We start from the raw sequence: 17,972 nt of genomic DNA on the forward strand, positions 1-17,972 counted from the left end.
GGCGGTCTTCGCCGCTCCGTTCCTGGCCATGCAAGGCTGGATCGTCGCGTCACGCGGCGGTTGAAGCCACTCCGTTCTCCGATATCCCTTCAAAGCGGCAGGAAGAAAGATGAATGCTGTGCGTCCGCTCTTGCTGGCGATGCTGGTACTGACGCTGACAGCGTCACAGCCTGCCGCCGGCCAAATCCCCGACATGAAGACCGGCGGCTCGGTGCCGACCCTGGCGCCTCTGGTGCGCCGGGTGACGCCCGCCGTGGTCAACATTTCCGTGCACGGCCGCGTGCGGGAGGACAACCCGCTCTATCGCGACCCGCTATTCCGCGAGTTCTTCGACGTTCCCCGGCAGATCGAAAAGGAGGTCAACGCGACCGGCTCCGGCGTGATCGTCGATGCCGAGCGCGGCTACGTGCTGACCAACAATCATGTGGTCGAAGGCACCTCCGTCGTTCAGATCACGACCAAGGACGGCCGGCAATTCTCCGCCAAGGTCATCGGGCGCGATCCGCCGACCGACGTTGCCGTGCTCCAGATCCAGAACCCGGCCGGCCTCAAGGCGCTCCCCTTCGGCGACAGCGATGCGCTCGATGTCGGCGATTTCGTGCTCGCGATCGGCAATCCCTTCGGCCTCGGCCAGACCGTGACGTCCGGCCTCGTCAGTGCGCTGGGCCGCACCGGCCTGGGCAAGCAGGGCTATGAGGATTTCATCCAGACCGATGCCGCGATCAATCCGGGCAATTCCGGCGGAGCGTTGGTGAGCCTGCGCGGCGAACTGGTCGGCATCAACTCGGCGATCATCTCGCCCGCCGGCGGCAATGTCGGCATCGGCTTCGCCATTCCGGTCAACATGGCGCGCAAGGTGATGGAGCAGATCATCGCGAGCGGCCGCGTCGAGCGCGGCCGCATCGGCGTCTCGCTGAAGGACCTGCATCCGTCGGTCAACAAGGGACTTAACCAAGGCGCCGTCATCGCCGAGATCGCAGCAGACTCGCCCGCCGAAAGGGCGGGCCTGCGCAAGGGGGACGTCGTGACGGCAGCCGATGAGCGTCCGATCCGCACCGCCGCTCAGCTTCGCAACACGATCGGCCTTGCGCGCGTCGGCGAGGAGGTGAGGCTCACGCTGCTGCGCAACGGCGCGCCGCTCACCGCGACCGTGCGCGTGGCGCCGGCGACCCAATCCAGCGGTGCGCTGGAAGCTCCTCAGCGCCTAGTTCGCTAGATCGAATGCGGGGGCGGCTCGCGAACGGCGGTTCGCCCCTCGCAATGGTGATTGACTATAAGCTCGCTACCGGCTCAGGCGGCGCGGTGGTCCGCATAGCCCTGAAGGTCACGGATCAGCCGACGCTCGCGCTCGATGCGTTGCCGATAAAGCTCGCGCTCATGCTCGGTCTTCGCGCTTGCAAGCAGGAGCTCGTAGTGGCCGATCACCTTCTCGCTGCCGCGGATGAGCAGTTCCCGTTGCCGGTTCATCGCGCCACCCCCATCGCCTCGGCCGGCACTCCGGAGACATGGAAGTCAAGGGGGAAGGTCGCCGCGGTCAGCGCATCGAGCGCCGACTTCTCCTCCGCCAGGCGTCTCTCGATGAAATTGCGCTCCAGCTGCGACAGCCTTGTCTTCAGCAGGCGCCGGTAGCGGTGAATGTTGTTGCGGTGCGCACGTATGCGGGCCAGATTCTCATCGAGCATCGTCGTCTCTCCAGACGGTCGCGTTGGATCCTTTGATTTCTAGGGGTGAGAAAGTGCTTCTCGACCGAAAAAATATTCAGCGCGAAACCGGTGTCAAGATCCTCGAAGCTCGCACCGTAGCCGTTTCTGTTGCTGGCACGCTGAAGATCGACTATCAGCCGGCTTGGCGCGCTTGACGCGGCCCAATGACAAGGAAGGGAGCCCATGAGATGAAACGGACCTCACCGACGCGACGCGATCTGCTCGCAACCGCAGTGGCCGCCACCGCAGTTTCCATGGCCGAGGTCGCTCCGGCCGCGGCGCAGGCCGGACCCAAGCCGATCTTTCCGGTGCCGATGGTGACGATCCCGATCGTCGGCGAGACCCAGGTGTTCCAGGTCCGGCGCATCTACTGCATAGGCCGCAACTATGCGGCACATGCGATCGAGCGCGGCTCCGATCCGAACCGCGAGCCGCCGTTCTTCTTCCAGAAGCCGACGGACGCGATCCAGAACGTCGCGGTCGGCGAGGTCGCCGACCATCCCTATCCGTCACTGACCAAGAACTATCATCATGAGGTCGAACTGGTCGCGGCGCTGAAGTCCGGGGGCACCAACATCCCGGTCGATAAGGCGCTCGACCATGTCTATGGCTACGCGCTCGGCCTCGACATGACGCGGCGCGATCTCCAGAACGGCATGGCTGCGGAGAAGAAGCCCTGGGAGATCGGCAAGAGCTTTGACCATGCCGCGGTGCTCGGTCCGATTCATCCGGCGAGCAAGACCGGCCATTTCGAGAAGGGCGCGATCTCGCTGGCGGTCAACGGCACGGTGAAGCAGAACTCGGATCTCAGCAAGATGATCTGGAGCGTGGCCGAGCAGATCGCAAAGCTGTCGGAAGCGTTCGAATTGAAGGCCGGCGACATCATCTATTCCGGCACGCCTGAGAATGTCGGCCCCGTCGTGAAGGGCGACGTGCTGCTGTGCAAGCTCGAGGGCCTGCCGGACATGTCGATCAAGATCGTGTAGCTCTTTGCCTCTCCCCGCTCGCGGGGAAGCAATCGCATATGCGAGTGATCTCGCCCGTCGCCATCCTTCGAGACGCCCCCCCGCTGGCGGGCCCTCAGGATGAGGTCCGGCTGCGCGGCACTCGTTTCAACGAGCGCGGACGCCGCTTAGCCTCATGCTGAGGGGCCGCGAAGCGGTCGTCTCGAAGGACGAGGCGTGCGGCAAGGCGCCGCCGCAAAGCATGTGCGGTAACCCACACGGGAAGCGGGTTGCCATCGTCGCTTCTGGGTTCCACCTGCCGATTGCCATTTGTTGGCCGGCAAGCGAACCTCCTGTGGCCATATTTGAGCACGAGTGATTTCCCGTGAGGGAGGCGCTCCGATGACCAAAGCTCTGATCACTGCTGTCGCAATGCTGGCCTGTGTGCCCGTGAGCGCGCTCGCGCAGGAGCGCGCAGGCGATGCGGCGCTTGGCGCGGTATCCGGTGCGGTCGTGCTGGGACCGGTCGGTGCGGTCGCCGGCGCCTTGATCGGCTACACCGCCGGGCCTTCGATCGCCCGGTCCTGGGGCGTGCGAGGTTCGCGGTCGGCAGGACACCGGCAGCCGCGGCGCGCGGCCGCGACCGGCGGCCCAGCGCGCACGCGGCAGGCCATGAATGCCAACGGTCCGATGAGAGCTGCCGGCACTCAGGCTCCGCCGGTTCAAGCTGCGCCTGCCGCCACGGCGCAAGCCCCGACACCGCCGGTTCAGGGCTTCGACTGAGACCGCAGCCTCAAGCCGACGCCTTAGGCCGCAGCCGATCGACCGTGCGGGCGATCAGCGCGGCGACCTCGCCGACCTTGGGGCCGATGCGGAATTCCGGGCCGGCGACGACGACCGAGAGGCGGCGGTCGCCGATCGGCAAGGGGATCGCGGCGCCGGCGAGGTCGCGGCTGTAATCGCCAAAACTCTGGCAATAGCCGCGCGCGATCGAATTGCGCAGCTCGGTCTCGACCGCCTCGATGCTGATCGGCGTCGACGGGCCGTATTGCTTGAACTCGATCTTGCGATAGACGGAATCGCGCTCTTCCTGCGAATATTGCAGCAGCAGCGCGCGGCCGCTGGCCGTCGCATGGATCGGCACGCGGTGGCCGATGGTGGCGAAATAGCGGATCGCGGCCGCGGATTCGACGACGTCGATGAACACGGCCATCACGCCGGCCGGCGCCACGATCGAGGCGGTCTCGCCGGTCTCGGCCGAGAGATCGGAGATCAGCTGGTGCGTCCATGGCGGCAGCGGCTCGACCTCGGAGATCATCCGCGCCATCGCAAGCCAGCGCGGCGTCGGATAGAAGCCGGCGCGCGGCCGCGGCTCATAGAGATAGCCCTTCTCCGACAGCGTCGCGAGCAGGTTGAAGGTCGAGGAGCGCGGCCAGCCGAAATGATCGGCGATCTCCGCAAGCGTCGCCGGCTTCCTCGATTGCGCGAAGAATTCCATGATCTCCAGGACGTTTGCGGCTTGGCGAACGATCATGGCGGGCTTTGCGTCCTTCCTAGGGCTGGCCGAGGATCTTCTTCGCGGCGCGAAGATGCGGCTTGTCGATCATCTGGCCGTCAAGCCGCAGCGTGCCGGAATTGGGATTGCTCGCGAACGCCGCGATCACCTTCTCCGCCCAGCTCCGTTCGGCGTCGGTCGGCGCGAACGCCGCATTGACGATGTCGACGTGCTTGGGATGGATCAGTGCCTTGGCGGAAAAGCCGTCGCGGCGCGCCGCGCGCGTCTCCTGCTCGAGGCCGGCGAGATTGTCGATGTCGGTATAGACCGTGTCGATCGGCGCAACCTCGGCCGCGGCCGCCGCCATCAGGCAGAGATCGCGCGCGAGGCGATAGGGGCTGTGGAACACGCCGCCTGAGGCCTTTTCGGTGGCGCCGAGCGAGGCCGAGAGGTCTTCCGCACCCCACATCAATCCGGCGAGCCGGGGAGAGCAGCCCTTGTAGCTGCCGAGGCCGAAGATCGAGCCTGCGGTTTCCGTCGCCACGCAGACGATACGGGTCGTGCCGACCGCGATGCCGGCCGCAGCTTCCAAGGCTTCGAGCCAGGTCGCGACCTGGCGCACGTCGTCGCCGCCTTGCGATTTAGGCAGCACGATCCCGTCGGGCTTGCCGGGCAGCACCGCGGCGAGGTCGGCCAGCGTCATGCCGGTGTCGAGCGCGTTGACGCGGACATAGAGCTGGTGCGGACCGGGGCGGCTCTTCAGCATCGAGAGCGTGAGCCCGCGCGCCTCCGCCTTCTTCTCGGTGACGACGGAGTCCTCGAGATCGATGATCAGCGCGTCGGCCTTGCCTTCGCTCGCCTTCTCGAATTTGCGCGGGGAATCACCCGGCACGAACAGCATCGAACGCATCAGACCGGCCTCTTGTGCATCATCGCCATGCGGCGGCATTTTCCGACGATCTCGTCGTTCTGGTTCAGGGCGTGGTGCTCGAACTCGACGATGCCAGCCCTCGGGCGCGATTTGGAGTCCCTCAACGAAAGCACCTTCGTCGTCGCCCGCAAGGTGTCGCCATGGAAGACCGGTTTTGGAAACGTGACGTCGGTCATGCCGAGATTGGCAACGGTGGTGCCCATGGTCGTATCATAGACCGTCATGCCGATCATGATGCCGAGGGTGTAAAGGCTGTTGAAAATGCGCTGGCCGAACTCGGTCTTTTCGGCGAAATGCGCGTCGATGTGCAGCGGCTGCGGATTGAGCGTCAGCAGGCTGAACATGGTGTTGTCCATTTCCGTGACGGTCCGGGTCAGCGGATGCCTGAACTCCTGGCCCACGGAAAAGTCTTCGAAATAAAGTCCGGCCATCGCGGTTTCCTCCCTTTGTCTCGTGCGATTTGGCTTGCGCCCGCGCTCAAGGCGGCGCGGCCAGGTGAACTGCTTTCTGCTCTGCGAGCCGGTCGATTTCTGCGGTCGAGAAGCCGGCCTCGTGCAGGATGTCGCGGCCGTGCTGGCCGAGCGTCGGCGCGGGGCCGGCGGCTTCCGGCTGCGTCACGCTCCAGGTCGAGGGCACGCGCATCTGGCGGATACGGCCTTCGACGGGGTGGTCGACCGTCTTGAAGAAGCCGACCGCATCCAGATGCGGATCGTCCAGGATCGTCTCCAGCGTATGCATCGGCATCACCGGAATGTCGGCGCGCTCCAAGAGCTCGCGCCATTCCGCGGTGCTGCGTGTGAGGAAGATGTGGCCGATCTCCTCGTAGATCTCGTCGATATGCCTCGTGCGTGACGCGTGGTTGGCAAAGCGCGGCTGGTCGAGGAATTCCGATTGCCCGATCGCCTCGAAGAAGCTGCGCCAGTGCTTGTCGTTGTAGATGAGGACGCAGAGATAGCCGTCGCTGGTCTTGTAGGGTTTTCGATAGCGCGACAGCAGGCGGGCGTAGCCGCCATGGTCGAGCGGCGGATCATAGGTGAGTCCGCCCAGATGATCGACCAGCACGAACTCCGTCATCGATTCGAACATGGGTACGTCGATGCGCTGGCCGATACCGGTACGCTGCTGGTGCATCAGCCCGCCCAGAATCGCGTTGACCATCATCAGCCCGACGATGCGGTCGGCGATGGTGACCGGGACGTAGCGCGGCGTGCCGTCGCCGGCGGCGGCGAGCAACGTCGGAATGGTGGCGGCGCCCTGGATCAGATCGTCATAGGCGGGCTTTGCGGCGTAGGGACCGGACTGGCCGTAGCCGAAGGCGCCGACATAGACGAGCGATGGGTTGATCGCGGCCAGCGTCTCGTAGTCGAGGCCGAGCCGCGCCATCGCTTGCGGGCGCACATTGTAGACCAGCGCGTTGGCGCGCTTCGCCAGCCGCAGCAGCGCCTCGCGGCCTTCCGGCTTCTTGAGGTCGAGCACGATGCTGCGCTTGCCGCGATTGGCATTGAGGAACATCCCGCCCATGCCCGGCGCGCGGCCGGGACCGATCTGGCGGACGATGTCACCCTCGGGGCTTTCGACCTTGATGACATCAGCGCCCATGTCGGCCAGCACCTGCGTGCCGTAGGGGCCCATCAGCACCGAGGTCAGGTCGAGAATGGTGAAGCCGGCGAGCGGTCCCATGAGGCCTCGTGGGATGAATTCATATGGGTGGAGTTAGAGTTCACAAATTGAAGGTGTCAATTCGTCGGCAGAGGTCTTCGACGCATGGCTCCATGCATAGTTCATATACTTGACAGATAAATTCACATATATGTACATCTTCCTCAAGCAAGAAGTAACGCCGGACCGGCTGCAGCGATTGGCGGCCGCTTCGGCGTGAGGGCGCGTCAGGGAGAAAAGCAAATGAAGAGAAATTGGGTCTGGGCCGCCGCGGCGTTCGCGTTCTCGCTGCCGGTCTCGACATTGTCGGCGCAGGCGCTCGAGCTGAAAGTCGCCGACAGCTTCCCCGCCGACCATTATCTCGTCCGTTTGATGCTGAAGCCCTGGATGGACGATGTCGCCAAGCGCACCAACGGCGCCGTGACCTTCACACATTATCCCAACCAGCAGATCGGCAAGGCCACCGACATGCTGCGGCTCACCCAGTCCGGCGTGGTCGACATCGGCTACATCGGGCCGTCCTACGTCTCGGACAAGATGCCGCTTTCCGAGGTCGCGCAATTGCCGGGCGCGTTCGCAACCAGCTGCCAGGGCACGCTCGCTTATTGGAAGGCAGCGCGGGAAGGCATCCTCGCCAAACAAGAATATGCGCCCAACAAGATCAAGCTGCTGATGGCCGTGGTGCTGCCGCCCTATCAGGTGTGGACCGCCAAGGCGAAGGTCGAGACCATCAAGGACATGCAGGGCCTGAAACTGCGCACCACCGGCGGTGCGCAGGATCTGACCGTGCGCACGCTCGGCGCGGTGCCGGTGCGCATGGCCGCGCCCGACGCCTATGAATCGCTGTCGCGCGGCACCATGGACGGGCTGCTCTTCCCCATGGACAGCGTCGCCGCCTATGGTCTGGACAAGCTCGTCAAATACGCCACCGAAGGCGTCAGCTTCGGCAGCTTCATCGTTGCCTACTCGATCAATCAATCGGTCTGGGACAAATTGCCCGACGACGTGAAGAAGGCGATGGACGCGGCGTCCGAAGCGATCACGCCGAGGGCCTGCGCCGACGTCGACAAGGAGCAGGACGCGACGCAGCAGAAGATGAAGGACCAGGGCATCAGTTTCACCGCGCTGCCCGAGGCGACGCGTGCGGAAATGAAGGAAAAGCTCAAGGGCGTCGCGCAGGAATGGGCGACCGCGCTGGACGGCCGCGGCAAGCAGGCCTCTGCCGCCCTTAAGGAGTTCGAAGGTCTGCTCGCTGCGGGCGGCGCGAAGTAGCGCGGCACGGTCGCAGCGGATGAGGGGAGGCCAGGGATGATCAAGCGGGCAACGGACGTGCTCGGCGTGCTGGAGCGCGCGCTGACGGTGATCGCTGCGATCGCGCTCTTCGCGATCATGGCGCTGGTCGTGGCCGACGTGTTCATGCGTTACGTCCTGAACAGCCCGTTCTCCTTCACCTACGACCTGATCGGGCTCTATCTTCTGGCCGCCGTCTTCTTCCTGACCTTGTCCGATACCTTGCGGGTTCACGCGCATGTCGGCGTGGACATCCTGCTCTCGCGCTTTCCACCAGTAGGCCGCCGGCTGTCGGAGATCGTCACCGCGCTCACCGGCCTGTTTGTGTTCGTCCTGATCTGCAAGGTCGGGTTCGAGCGGGCGCTGGACAATTACGAGCAGCACGACGTGCTCGCCGGCGCCATTCCCTGGCCGACCTGGATGTCCGCTGTGCTGGTGCCGTTCGGTTGCGGCGTGCTGGTGCTGCGGCTTTCGCTGCAGCTCGTCGGCAACGTCCTCAGCCTCGTCTCGGGGCGAGACCTGTTTCCTTTGCCGCCTGTCAATGAGACCGGCGAAGCCCACTCCTTCGAATAACGGCGGCGGCGATGACAGTCCTCCTCGTGCTTGCACTGCTTTTCGTCCTGCTGGCGATCGGCACGCCTGTCGGTTTCGCCATGGGATTCGCCGGCTCGGTCGGCCTCCTCATGGTCGGCGGCACCGGCACCCTGTTCGGCATTCTGCAGACGGCGCCGCTCTCGACGGTGTCGGCCTATGAGCTGATCACCATTCCGATGTTCCTCCTGATGGCGGACCTCGTGCTGTTGTCCGGCGTCGCCGACGACATGTTCAAGACGGCCTCCGCCTGGGTCGGCCGCATCCCGGGCGGGCTCGGCATGGCGACGGCGCTCGCCGGCGCCGGCTTCGGCGCGATCTGCGGCACCTCGACGGCCTCGGCCGCGACGCTGTCTTCGACCAGCCTTCCGGCCATGATCCGCCAGGGCTACGAGCCCAAGATGGCGGCCGGCGTCGTCGCGATCTCGGGCACGCTGGCGATGCTGATCCCGCCGAGCGTGGCGCTGGTGATCTTCGGCCTGCTCGCCGAGGTCAATATCGGCCAGCTCCTGATCGGCGGCATCATTCCGGCGGCCCTCGTCACCGCCACCATCATGGCGACGATCTATTTCCTGGTCTGGCAGGATCCGTCGCGTGCTCCCCGCATCGAGCCGGTGTCCTGGCGCGAGCGGTTCTCGTTGCTGTGGCAGGTCGGCCCGATGGCGCTGCTGTTCTCGCTCGTCACCGGCACGATCTATCTCGGTGTTGCGACGCCGACCGAAGCTTCGGCGCTTGGCGCCGCGGGTGCTCTGCTGCTTGCCATCGCCAAGGGCCGGGTGACGCCGGGCTCGCTGTACAAGGCCTTGCTCAGCGCCTGCCACGGCACCTGCATGATCGTGACCATCCTCGTCGGTGCCTCGATCTTCGGCTATTTCTTCACGCTCACCCATGTGACGCAGGATCTCGTCGCCTGGATCGGGTCTTTGCAGACCTCGCGCTGGGTGATCATCACGCTGATCCTGTTCGGCTATATCGTGCTCGGCTCGTTCATGGACCAGATCGCGATCCTGGTGCTGACCGTGCCGATCGTGCTGCCGCTGATCAAGACGCTCGGCTTCGATCCGATCTGGTTCGGCGTCATCAAGATCGTCACCGCCGAGGTCGGCATGATCACCCCGCCGGTCGGCCTCAACTGCTTCATCGTCGCCCGCTACGCCAAGCGGCCGGTGGCGGAAGTGTTTCACGGCACTTTCCCGCACTTCATCGCGCACCTGATCGCGATCGCGATTTTGGTGGCGTTTCCGTCTATCATCCTCTGGCTGCCCTCGCAGATGGGGCGCTAGGATCGGAGCCCGGCTCCCAAGAAGGAGAACAAGAACATGGATTTCGCGCTCACCGACCAGCAGGAAGCCATTCGCGACGCCATCGCAAAGATCTGCGAAGGCTTTCCGGATGCCTATTGGCTGAAGAAGGACCACGACGGCGGCTTCCCGCATGATTTTCACAAGGCACTTGCCGACGCCGGCTGGCTCGGCATCTGCGTGCCGGAGGAGTATGGCGGCTCGGGTCTCGGCATCACCGAAGCTGCGATCATGATGCGCACCATCGCGGAATCCGGCGCCGGCATGTCGGGCGCCTCCGCGGTCCACATCAACGTGTTCGGCCTCAACCCCGTCGTCGTGTTCGGCACCGAGGAGCAGCGCAAGCGCATGCTGCCACCGATGGTCGAGGGCCGCGAGAAGGCGTGCTTCGCCGTCACCGAGCCGAACACCGGCCTCAACACCACGCAACTGAAGACCCGCGCGGTCGCCAAGAACGACCGCTACATCGTCAACGGCCAGAAGGTGTGGATCTCGACCGCGCAGGTCGCGCACAAGATCCTGCTGCTGGCGCGCACGACGCCGCTGGAGGAGGTGCGCTCGCCGACCCACGGGCTCAGCCTGTTCTACACCGACTTCGACCGCAACAGGATCAAGGTCCACGAGATCGAGAAGATGGGCCGCAAGATCGTCGATTCCAACGAGCTGTTCTTCGAGGATTTCGAGATCCCGATGGAGGACCGCATCGGCGAAGAGGGCAAGGGCTTTCAGTACATCCTCGAAGGCATGAACCCGGAGCGAATTCTCATCGCGGCCGAGGCGGTTGGTTTGGGAAAACTCGCGCTGTCGCGCGCGACCGAATATGCCAAGACGCGTGTTGTCTTCAACCGGCCGATCGGCAAGAATCAAGGCATCCAGCATCCGCTCGCGGTGAACTGGGTCGAGCTCGAAGCGGCTTGGTTGATGGTGATGCAGGCGGCCTGGCAATACGACAAGGGCTTACCTTGCGGGGCCGGTGCGAATGCTGCGAAATATTTCGCGGGCGAAGCCGGCTACCATGCCTGCGAGCAGGCGGTGATGACGCATGGCGGCTTCGGCTACGCCAAGGAATTCCACGTCGAGCGTTACCTGCGCGAAGTGCTGATCCCGCGCATCGCACCGGTCAGCCCGCAACTCGCGCTCAGCTTCATCGCGGAAAAGGTGCTGGGTCTCGCCAAGTCGTATTGAGCTCACGCCCGCAATGTCCGCGGACTCGTCGCCGATCGATTTCTCCGGCCTGATCCGGGAAGCCGATCTCGTGGTGTGCGGGCAGGCGACGGCCGAGCCCGTCACCCTGACCGAAGCACTGATGGCGCAGGCTGCGCAGCTTCCGCCGTTTCGTATGATGATCGGGCCGGTATTTTCCGACACGTTCTCCGCCGCGTGCGCTCCCAGCGTGACGTTCCAGAGCTACGGCGTGATCGGCAACGCGCGACGGCTTGCGAAGGCCGGGCGGCTCGATGTGATCCCGAGCAATTACAGCGCCTTTTGCGCCGACTTCGCCACACGCCGCCACGGGGCCGATGTCGTTCTGGTGCAGCTTGCAGAGGACGGTGACGGGCGCTTGAGCGCCAGCCTCTCGAACGACTACGTCATCGAGGCCGCGCGAGGCGCGCGTCTCGTTATCGCCGAGATCAATCCGGATGCGCCGTTCACGTTTGGCGCCGAATGGCCCGGCGAGGTGCCGATCCATATGCGCGTGGCCGCGCGCCGGCTACCCGTCGAGCTGGCCTCGACGCCACCCGATGACATCTCAAAGCGCATTGCCGCCCATGCGGCGAGCCTGATCGCCGACGGCAGCACGCTTCAGTTCGGGGTGGGGCGGATTCCGGACGCGATCCTCTCGTCGCTGTCCCACCTGCGCAATCTCGGCGTCCATTCCGGCCTGATCAACGATGCCGTCGTCGATCTGATCGCGTGCGGCGCGGTGACGAATGCGGAGAAGGGGATCGATGCCGGAATCACGGTCACCAATCAGGTGATCGGCACGCAGCGAATCTACCGCTTCGTGCACGAGAACAAGACGGTCGCGGTGCGGTCGACGTCTTACACGCACGGCCAGAACGTGCTGGCGCGGATCAACCGCCTGGTCGCGATCAATTCGGCACTCCAGGTCGGGCTCGACGGCAGCGTCAATTCCGAGACGCTGAACGGCGTCGCGGTCGGCGCGATCGGCGGCCAGCTCGACTTCGTGCGCGGGGCCAATGCCTCGCCAGGCGGAAGAGCGATCATCGCGCTGCCGGCGACGGCGTCCGATGGGAGCAGCCGGATCGTCGCCCATGTCGAGACCGTGACGACGCCGCGCGCGGATGTGGACGCCATCGTCACCGAATGGGGCATCGCGGAGTTGCGCGGCTGCGGTCTTGCCGAGCGGGCGCGCCGCATGATCGCGATCGCCGCGCCCGAGCACCGCGATGCGCTGTCGGCGCGGCTTCGCGCGCGCTAGCTCAGTTCATCATCGCGGCCGTCGGACGCTGGCTCTCGCTGGAGCCGATGATTCCCGGAAGGTCGGTCGCTTCGCCGGCGATCATGTGCGACATGCCCCAGAACAGGTGGGCGAGGCGGGAGAACACCATCCGCTCGCGCTCGGCGGGCAAGGTGCCATCGGGGATCGTCACCGTCTCGAGGCCGACCACCTTCTTGAAGTCGGGCCAGATCGTCATCGACTGCGCGATCACGGAGTAGCAGCGGGGATCGTCGTCGCTCTCGTCGGGCGCCGGCGGCAAGCCCGGATATTGCGTCGGCGTGGCGTAGAATTTGTACGCGCCATAGCCGAGCTTGAGCAGGAATTTCTCGGGCACGGCGACGTTGGCGGCGAAGGATACCAACCGCGCCTCGCTCAGCACGTCTGGCTCGATCGCGCTGAGGTCCGATGCGCGAAGCGCCGAGCAGAAGGCCAGATCGCGATTGTGCTCGCGGAGCAGATTGGCCAGCGGCTGCTGCTGTTGCACGGTGTCGGTGAGCAGGATGATGGTCTTGAGCATCTTGAGGGGTCCCTCAGGGGAAGAGCTGGCGGGCGGTCATGGCCGCATCGTCGCAGGCGTGGCTGGCGAAGAAATCGTTGGCGATACGCTGTCCCGGGGCGATCTCCAGGATGCGGTAGCGCGCGAGGCTCGCTGCTTCTCGCGCGGCACCGACATCGTCCTGCCAGGCACAGAGCGACAGTTCGAGCCGGCCGTATCCGCCGCAATCGGCGGCATAGGCGCCGGTCACGGCCTCGACGGTCGCCGCCACCGCACCCGCGTCGCTGGCCGAGACGTCGCGCAGGATCACGGCGATGCCGCTTCCGGTCGCGGCCTTCGAGGTCATCACCATGAAGGCGTCGCGGGCGCCGGTGCGACCGGCGCGGCGCGCCGTGCGCACGATGCTTGCGAAGCCGGGATCGGGACCGAGCTCCAGCGTCGTCGTCTGCTGGTCGTGCAGGATCGTCGCGCGCGAGGCGCCGAGGTCGCCCTTCAGCGCGTGATAGGAGCGCGGCAGCCAGACCGTATCGAGCGGCACCTGCGACGACGTCAGGCTCCAGGCCTGGTCCAGCAGATAGCCTTCCCAGACCGCGGGATAGGCGGCGGCCAGCTGTTGCCAGGCGCGAAGCAGCCGTTCCGCATGTGCGGAGCGACCGAGATAGAGCGTGCGCGCCGACATCTCCCAGCGGTTCCATTTGTGCAGGGCGACGTCGCAACCGAGGAAGGAGGACAGCAGGGGCGCCTCGCGTAAGACAGCGCCGGCCTCGATGAATAGCAGCGGCTCGCGATATTTGTTCCACATCCGCACCATGAACTCCGCCTTCTCGAAGCAGAGCAGGCGGTCGTCGAGCTGGGTGTCGATCGCTTCGATATGGCAATCGAGCTGCAGGCGTTCGAGCGAATGGCGGAGGCGGAGGGACGCGGCCGCGTCGGCGCCGCGCGGACGACAGGAGACGATCCGCGGCCGGAGGGCGGAGGCGTCCGCGGCGGCGAGGAATCTCGACCAGCCGATGCCGCCCCACCACATCTCGTGCGGGCCGTCCGCGCCGCAGGGGCCGACGGTGCCGAATTCGGTCAGCTTGGATTTGAGGAAGTCGAAGCCGGGGTTTTCGCTTCGGGGAATGACGACGGCGCAGGCGGGATTGAGCGAACGGTAGAACAGCTCGGCCGCTGCGCCGCTCGGCGGTTCCTTCAGAATGATGACGCCGCCGTGCCGCCCGTCCGGGACGCCATCGAGCGTTGGCGCGCCGTATTGGCCGACCAGCCAGCCCAGCCGGTCGTGCTGGGCCCGGCCGAGCCGGACGCCGCCGGACTGCAGCAACTGATCAAGATTCGTCTGCGTCGCGTCCCGCAATTCCGTGCCCCCGGTTAAGCCCTTGGACTTCAACGGCCGGGGCGGCGCGATCAGGCGCACTATTTGGGGTCGGCTTCGAGCGGGGTGATCGCGACGGAATAGACCGCGATTTCCTGCGTCATCGGGGCGACGGGGATCAGCAGGCAGCCGTCTTCAGCTTCGATGCGATAGTGGTCGCCATTCCGCTGCACGCCGGCAAAGATCAGCCCGTCGGTCGCGATCGCGGTCACGTTCTGGCTTTCGGCGGCGTCACGAAGGTCGTCGCCCCGCTGCATGGTCACGCCGTGAAGCAGTCCCTCGGGAGCGAATTTCGCCAGCGGCAGCGCGATCATGGTGATCGCCATGCGACGCGACAGGGGGACGCGCAGACGCAGCTCGCGGAGGCCGGTGCGATGGACGGTCACCGTCTCCAGCGTTGCATCGCCGCCGGTGCGGAATAGTCCGACCTGAGCTTGGCCGGCGGCCCGCTCCTCAAAGACGTCAGCGGGCAGGCGGTTGGCGCCGAACAGCACGTAGAGATAATTGTAGGATGGCGACAGGCCGGCGAAGCTGCCGGCGAGCCACATCGGCGGCGCGGCGGCCGTGCAGGCTGCCGAGAGGCCGCGGGCGGTGATCTGGTTGCGCACGAACTGCCGATCGAGCAATGGCGCGAGCGCGTGGGTGCCGAGATTGACGTCGTGCTTCAACGTGCCGAGCAGCGCCAGCTCGTCATCGTCGGGCAGCAGCAGAAGCCGGGCCAGCGTCGCCGCGCACCAGCGCGCGGCGACATCGGGCGCGGCATAGGGGGCGAGGTCATAGTCGCGCGCGACGCCGTCCGCGCTGCCTGCGAAAGCCAGCGCGCCGGCCTGGATCTCCGCGGCAAGCGCCACCTGCTCCGGCGGACGCGGATTGACTTCACGCAGCACCGCACCGCCGTCGTAATCGCGCACCGAGCCGTCGGCGGAGCAGCAGGCCTGCTCCAGGAGCGCGACGTTACGGATCAGCATGCGCTTGACGTGCGGCGTGACCACGAGGTCGGAGATGAAGCCTGCCGCGCTGTCCTCCCCGGCAACATCGTCGAAGGCGTCATCGAGCGACATCAGATAGGCGCCGTGGAGGCGGATCTTGATGCCTTCGAGGTCGAAGATGCGACGCAGCGCCTTCTGCACGCTGCCGGAATAGCCGAGATCGGCGATGACGAGGTCGGTGCAGTCGTCGAAGCCGGGGATTGCGTGACGGAGATAGGCGAGCAGCCGGGCGCGCAGGCCCGCGGCGAGCGCGACGATTTCGGCCGGATCAATCAGTCCGGGAAGCGCCTCGGCGAGCTCCTCGCCGGAGGCGACGCCGCCGGGAAAAGCGGCAAAGAACGCCGTGACCTTTGGCGGCATGATCTTCACCATGTCGTGGAAGGTCGGCGCGTCGATCTTGAACACCTTTGCGAGCAGGTCGACCAGCGGCTGCATCGTGTCGGCCGAGGCGATCAGGCTGACGCGACGGTTGATCTCGAGATAGGCGGATGTCGGGCCGTGCAGCTCCTCCCGGATCCGGTGCGACAGAAACCCGTCACGGCCAAGAAAGCCGAGCGCGACCTGCCGGCCGGCACCTGCGATCTCCTGGCAACGCCGCGTCACGAAGGCGTCGAACGCGGCCATGACAGGGCCGAGCACGGTCAGCCCGAGGTGGAAGGCGTGAGATCTCTCGGCGCTGCGCGCGGCGACCATGCGCCGCAGGGTTCGCGCTCCATGATCGAGCCGCGATGGCGCGCCGGTGCACAGTAGCTCGAACATCGCCGTCTCACGCTGAAACTTCGAAGCCAGCTGCGCCGTCGCCTGCGGATAATAGCGGGGATGAATGCCGTGGCGCTTTGCTCCCCTGATATCGGCCTTCTCATTGTCGCCGACGTGAAACGAGGCGGCGGCGTCAATTCCCTGCTCTGAGAGATAGGTGGCGAACAGGGCTTCGCTCTTGCCGGTGCCATGGTCGCAGGACGCATAGAGGAAGTCCCAGACCAGCCCGGGACGGCAAGCGCGCAGCAGCCGCGCCAGCCGGCCGCCGTCCCAATAGGTGTCCGAGATGAATCCGACACGATGGCCGGCGCGCTTCATGTCCAGATATTGCCCGAGCATGTCCGGGTTGGCGCGGCAGAGCTTGATCTCGGCGGTGAACTCGGCTTCGACCAGATCGTTCAGGTCCGCTCGCGAAAGGCCGAACAGCCTGAACGGAAAGCAGGAATAGATCTCGCCGATGTGCACTTCGCTCGCGCCGCGTTTCTCCTTCGCGGTCCGGCGTGCACGCGATTCGGCCTGGATGCGATGTTGAACGAAACTCGCGGAAACATTCGGACAAGATCGTGAAATGCCCGATAGCTCGTAAGTCCTTTCAAATACGCCATCTGCCGTCGCGCATGCGCGCAGCAGAAACGTATCGAAAACATCGAACGACCAAGCAGAAACAATTTGCGCGCGGCGCTCCGCGCCGGCGGTAGCCGACTTCATGCTGCAATTCCCCGTCCACCAAGACGATTAACGCGCGCATGCGTCGAGTCAGGCGCCACAAACGCGAAAAAAATTCGCGCGTGATTCAAAAACGTGTTCGCCGCGACTGACAGATTCAAAAAAATCGCTAGGTTCGAAAAAGGTGATTCGGAAAAAATTGCCGAGTGCGAAAGCCGTCTCGCGTTCATTCACACTCGGAAACAATCGCTTCCTGATGCGCTGCGCGCGCGTCGCGTTTGATCGCCTAGTGCCGCGTAATGTCAGCGTTTTCTCCCGCATGCATCTCTTCAGGATGGATGATCCGCCATGGCGCGAGACGATGTGATGATTGCAGACTTGATGCGCGAGATGATCGCGCGGTCGGCAATTATTGCCCGATGCTCGGCAAAAGATACCGGCTAACTTCTTGAAAAATAACAAAAATTATCCGCCTGGATTGTTTGGCCCCTGCGTTCAACGCCTGGAAGCCGTGTGGCATGTGCGCGACCGGCATTGCAGGTTGGAGGTTGCGGGATGAGTTACGCTGCTGATGTCTGGGCTCCCGCCGAGGCCGAGATGACGGCCATCGCGCCGGTCGATGCGATCGTGCCGGTGACGCCCTCGGTGCCGCTCGCGCCGGACAGCACGCCTGAGATGGCCGACGTCGTCTACGACGAGGACAGCGAGCTTCTCGACAAGCTCGCGACCGGAGACGAAGCCGCCTTCCGCACATTGGTCGAGCGTCACATCGATCGCGCCTATGCGATCGCGCTGCGCATCGTCGGCAACGCGGCGGACGCCGAGGACGTGGTTCAGGACACCATGCTCAAGATCTGGAGTCATCGCGGGCGCTGGCAGCACGGCCGCGCCAAGTTCTCCACCTGGCTCTACCGCGTCATCTCCAACCGTTGCATCGATCTGCGCCGCAAGCCGCGCAACGAGAATGTCGAGACGGTGCCTGAGGTCGCCGACAGTCAGCCCGGCGCCGTCGAGATCATCGAGCGCAACGAGCTGAACGGCATGCTGGAGCTCGCGATGCAGCGCCTGCCCGAGCAGCAGCGCATCGCGGTGATCTTCTCGTATCATGAGAACATGAGCAACGGCGAGATCGCCCAGGTGATGGACACCACGGTGGCCGCCGTCGAGTCGCTGCTCAAGCGCGGACGCCAGCAGCTCCGTCAATTGCTGCGCAAGCACGAACGCGACATCCGCACCGCGTTTACCGATTGCTAACCATAAAATTTGCTCCGCGAAAATTTTCGCGCCTGATCTGCTTGCGCTCCGCCGTTTG

Annotated in this window: 18 protein-coding genes and 1 pseudogene; 10 read left to right on the plus strand and 9 right to left on the minus strand. The window is 65.1% G+C overall.

Going from position 1 to position 17,972, the window contains the following annotated elements; all coding sequences use genetic code 11:
• Positions 1 to 109 precede the first annotated feature (109 nt).
• Complete coding sequence (locus TSA1_RS22820; RefSeq protein WP_100178292.1) at positions 110 to 1,216, plus strand: trypsin-like peptidase domain-containing protein; 1,107 nt, start codon at positions 110 to 112, stop codon at positions 1,214 to 1,216.
• Positions 1,217 to 1,290: 74 nt separating this feature from the next.
• On the opposite strand, the gene TSA1_RS39830 is transcribed toward TSA1_RS22820, so the two are convergent.
• Complete coding sequence (locus tag TSA1_RS39830; RefSeq protein WP_174719029.1) at positions 1,291 to 1,467, minus strand: hypothetical protein; 177 nt, start codon at positions 1,465 to 1,467, stop codon at positions 1,291 to 1,293.
• Positions 1,464 to 1,682, minus strand: coding sequence for a hypothetical protein (locus TSA1_RS22825; protein ID WP_100178293.1), 219 nt, complete (start codon positions 1,680 to 1,682; stop codon positions 1,464 to 1,466). The genes TSA1_RS39830 and TSA1_RS22825 overlap by 4 nt, the downstream gene beginning before the upstream one ends.
• Positions 1,683 to 1,735: 53 nt before the next feature.
• On the opposite strand from TSA1_RS22825, the gene TSA1_RS40940 reads away from it, so the two are divergent.
• The 3 genes from TSA1_RS40940 to TSA1_RS22840 all read left to right on the plus strand — a co-directional run bounded on the left by TSA1_RS40940 (position 1,736) and on the right by TSA1_RS22840 (position 3,430).
• Positions 1,736 to 1,858: a hypothetical protein gene (locus TSA1_RS40940; RefSeq protein WP_283814381.1), complete on the plus strand. Its 123-nt coding sequence runs from the start codon at positions 1,736 to 1,738 to the stop codon at positions 1,856 to 1,858.
• Between the two features lie 33 nt (positions 1,859 to 1,891).
• A complete protein-coding gene (locus TSA1_RS22830) occupies positions 1,892 to 2,689 on the plus strand; it encodes a fumarylacetoacetate hydrolase family protein (RefSeq protein WP_100178294.1) in 798 nt (265 codons plus the stop codon).
• Between the two features lie 360 nt (positions 2,690 to 3,049).
• Complete coding sequence (locus TSA1_RS22840) at positions 3,050 to 3,430, plus strand: hypothetical protein (RefSeq protein WP_174719030.1); 381 nt, start codon at positions 3,050 to 3,052, stop codon at positions 3,428 to 3,430.
• A gap of 10 nt (positions 3,431 to 3,440) precedes the next feature.
• On the opposite strand, the gene TSA1_RS22845 is transcribed toward TSA1_RS22840, so the two are convergent.
• The 4 genes and pseudogenes from TSA1_RS22845 to TSA1_RS22860 form a co-directional block, all read right to left on the minus strand.
• Positions 3,441 to 4,181 (minus strand): IclR family transcriptional regulator, encoded by a 741-nt coding sequence (locus tag TSA1_RS22845; RefSeq protein WP_100178297.1) that lies wholly within the window; start codon positions 4,179 to 4,181, stop codon positions 3,441 to 3,443.
• Positions 4,182 to 4,200: 19 nt separating this feature from the next.
• Positions 4,201 to 5,052, minus strand: coding sequence for an HpcH/HpaI aldolase/citrate lyase family protein (locus tag TSA1_RS22850; RefSeq protein ID WP_174719031.1), 852 nt, complete (start codon positions 5,050 to 5,052; stop codon positions 4,201 to 4,203).
• Positions 5,052 to 5,522, minus strand: a pseudogene (locus TSA1_RS22855) (MaoC family dehydratase); the annotation flags it as partial. The gene TSA1_RS22850 and the pseudogene TSA1_RS22855, both read right to left, overlap by 1 nt.
• Positions 5,523 to 5,550: 28 nt before the next feature.
• Positions 5,551 to 6,753 carry a CaiB/BaiF CoA transferase family protein gene (locus TSA1_RS22860; RefSeq protein ID WP_100178300.1) on the minus strand — a complete coding sequence of 401 codons (1,203 nt, stop codon included), beginning with the start codon at positions 6,751 to 6,753 and terminating at the stop codon, positions 5,551 to 5,553.
• A gap of 222 nt (positions 6,754 to 6,975) precedes the next feature.
• On the opposite strand from TSA1_RS22860, the gene TSA1_RS22865 reads away from it, so the two are divergent.
• The 5 genes from TSA1_RS22865 to TSA1_RS22885 are packed head-to-tail and all read left to right on the plus strand — an operon-like array spanning position 6,976 to position 12,357.
• A complete protein-coding gene (locus TSA1_RS22865) occupies positions 6,976 to 8,004 on the plus strand; it encodes a TRAP transporter substrate-binding protein (protein ID WP_100178301.1) in 1,029 nt (342 codons plus the stop codon).
• Between the two features lie 36 nt (positions 8,005 to 8,040).
• Positions 8,041 to 8,595: a TRAP transporter small permease gene (locus tag TSA1_RS22870; protein ID WP_100178302.1), complete on the plus strand. Its 555-nt coding sequence runs from the start codon at positions 8,041 to 8,043 to the stop codon at positions 8,593 to 8,595.
• 11 nt (positions 8,596 to 8,606) lie between these two features.
• Positions 8,607 to 9,896, plus strand: coding sequence for a TRAP transporter large permease (locus tag TSA1_RS22875; protein ID WP_100178303.1), 1,290 nt, complete (start codon positions 8,607 to 8,609; stop codon positions 9,894 to 9,896).
• Between the two features lie 36 nt (positions 9,897 to 9,932).
• Positions 9,933 to 11,099 (plus strand): acyl-CoA dehydrogenase family protein, encoded by a 1,167-nt coding sequence (locus tag TSA1_RS22880; protein ID WP_080134126.1) that lies wholly within the window; start codon positions 9,933 to 9,935, stop codon positions 11,097 to 11,099.
• A gap of 13 nt (positions 11,100 to 11,112) precedes the next feature.
• Positions 11,113 to 12,357 (plus strand): acetyl-CoA hydrolase/transferase family protein, encoded by a 1,245-nt coding sequence (locus TSA1_RS22885; protein WP_100178304.1) that lies wholly within the window; start codon positions 11,113 to 11,115, stop codon positions 12,355 to 12,357.
• A 1-nt stretch (position 12,358) separates the two neighbouring features.
• Here TSA1_RS22885 and TSA1_RS22890 read toward each other — a convergent pair whose 3' ends face one another.
• From TSA1_RS22890 to TSA1_RS22900, 3 genes are all read right to left on the minus strand, one after another.
• Positions 12,359 to 12,895, minus strand: a complete 537-nt coding sequence (locus TSA1_RS22890) for a hypothetical protein (protein ID WP_100178305.1) — start codon at positions 12,893 to 12,895, stop codon at positions 12,359 to 12,361.
• Positions 12,896 to 12,908: 13 nt separating this feature from the next.
• Positions 12,909 to 14,195 carry a hypothetical protein gene (locus TSA1_RS22895; protein ID WP_245448395.1) on the minus strand — a complete coding sequence of 429 codons (1,287 nt, stop codon included), beginning with the start codon at positions 14,193 to 14,195 and terminating at the stop codon, positions 12,909 to 12,911.
• A 92-nt stretch (positions 14,196 to 14,287) separates the two neighbouring features.
• Positions 14,288 to 16,702 (minus strand): hypothetical protein, encoded by a 2,415-nt coding sequence (locus TSA1_RS22900; protein ID WP_100178306.1) that lies wholly within the window; start codon positions 16,700 to 16,702, stop codon positions 14,288 to 14,290.
• A gap of 513 nt (positions 16,703 to 17,215) precedes the next feature.
• Here TSA1_RS22900 and TSA1_RS22910 point away from each other — a divergent pair.
• Positions 17,216 to 17,914: an RNA polymerase sigma factor gene (locus TSA1_RS22910; protein ID WP_100178307.1), complete on the plus strand. Its 699-nt coding sequence runs from the start codon at positions 17,216 to 17,218 to the stop codon at positions 17,912 to 17,914.
• The last annotated feature ends 58 nt before the right edge of the window (positions 17,915 to 17,972 follow it).

This window comes from Bradyrhizobium nitroreducens, assembly GCF_002776695.1.
Classification (GTDB): domain Bacteria; phylum Pseudomonadota; class Alphaproteobacteria; order Rhizobiales; family Xanthobacteraceae; genus Bradyrhizobium; species Bradyrhizobium nitroreducens.

What these genes read in the sequence shown, in the direction of transcription:
- TSA1_RS22880 (WP_080134126.1), top strand. Translation starts at nt 9,933, where the DNA reads ATGGATTTCGCGCTCACCGACCAGCAGGAAGCCATTCGCGACGCCATC.
- TSA1_RS22875 (WP_100178303.1), top strand. Translation starts at nt 8,607, where the DNA reads ATGACAGTCCTCCTCGTGCTTGCACTGCTTTTCGTCCTGCTGGCGATC.
- TSA1_RS22830 (WP_100178294.1), top strand. Translation starts at nt 1,892, where the DNA reads ATGAAACGGACCTCACCGACGCGACGCGATCTGCTCGCAACCGCAGTG.
- TSA1_RS39830 (WP_174719029.1), bottom strand. Translation starts at nt 1,467, where the DNA reads ATGAACCGGCAACGGGAACTGCTCATCCGCGGCAGCGAGAAGGTGATC.
- TSA1_RS22885 (WP_100178304.1), top strand. Translation starts at nt 11,113, where the DNA reads ATGTCCGCGGACTCGTCGCCGATCGATTTCTCCGGCCTGATCCGGGAA.
- TSA1_RS22845 (WP_100178297.1), bottom strand. Translation starts at nt 4,181, where the DNA reads ATGATCGTTCGCCAAGCCGCAAACGTCCTGGAGATCATGGAATTCTTC.
- TSA1_RS22850 (WP_174719031.1), bottom strand. Translation starts at nt 5,052, where the DNA reads ATGCGTTCGATGCTGTTCGTGCCGGGTGATTCCCCGCGCAAATTCGAG.
- TSA1_RS22860 (WP_100178300.1), bottom strand. Translation starts at nt 6,753, where the DNA reads ATGGGACCGCTCGCCGGCTTCACCATTCTCGACCTGACCTCGGTGCTG.
- TSA1_RS22825 (WP_100178293.1), bottom strand. Translation starts at nt 1,682, where the DNA reads ATGCTCGATGAGAATCTGGCCCGCATACGTGCGCACCGCAACAACATT.
- TSA1_RS22900 (WP_100178306.1), bottom strand. Translation starts at nt 16,702, where the DNA reads ATGAAGTCGGCTACCGCCGGCGCGGAGCGCCGCGCGCAAATTGTTTCT.
- TSA1_RS22870 (WP_100178302.1), top strand. Translation starts at nt 8,041, where the DNA reads ATGATCAAGCGGGCAACGGACGTGCTCGGCGTGCTGGAGCGCGCGCTG.
- TSA1_RS22865 (WP_100178301.1), top strand. Translation starts at nt 6,976, where the DNA reads ATGAAGAGAAATTGGGTCTGGGCCGCCGCGGCGTTCGCGTTCTCGCTG.
- TSA1_RS22820 (WP_100178292.1), top strand. Translation starts at nt 110, where the DNA reads ATGAATGCTGTGCGTCCGCTCTTGCTGGCGATGCTGGTACTGACGCTG.
- TSA1_RS22910 (WP_100178307.1), top strand. Translation starts at nt 17,216, where the DNA reads ATGAGTTACGCTGCTGATGTCTGGGCTCCCGCCGAGGCCGAGATGACG.
- TSA1_RS22840 (WP_174719030.1), top strand. Translation starts at nt 3,050, where the DNA reads ATGACCAAAGCTCTGATCACTGCTGTCGCAATGCTGGCCTGTGTGCCC.
- TSA1_RS22890 (WP_100178305.1), bottom strand. Translation starts at nt 12,895, where the DNA reads ATGCTCAAGACCATCATCCTGCTCACCGACACCGTGCAACAGCAGCAG.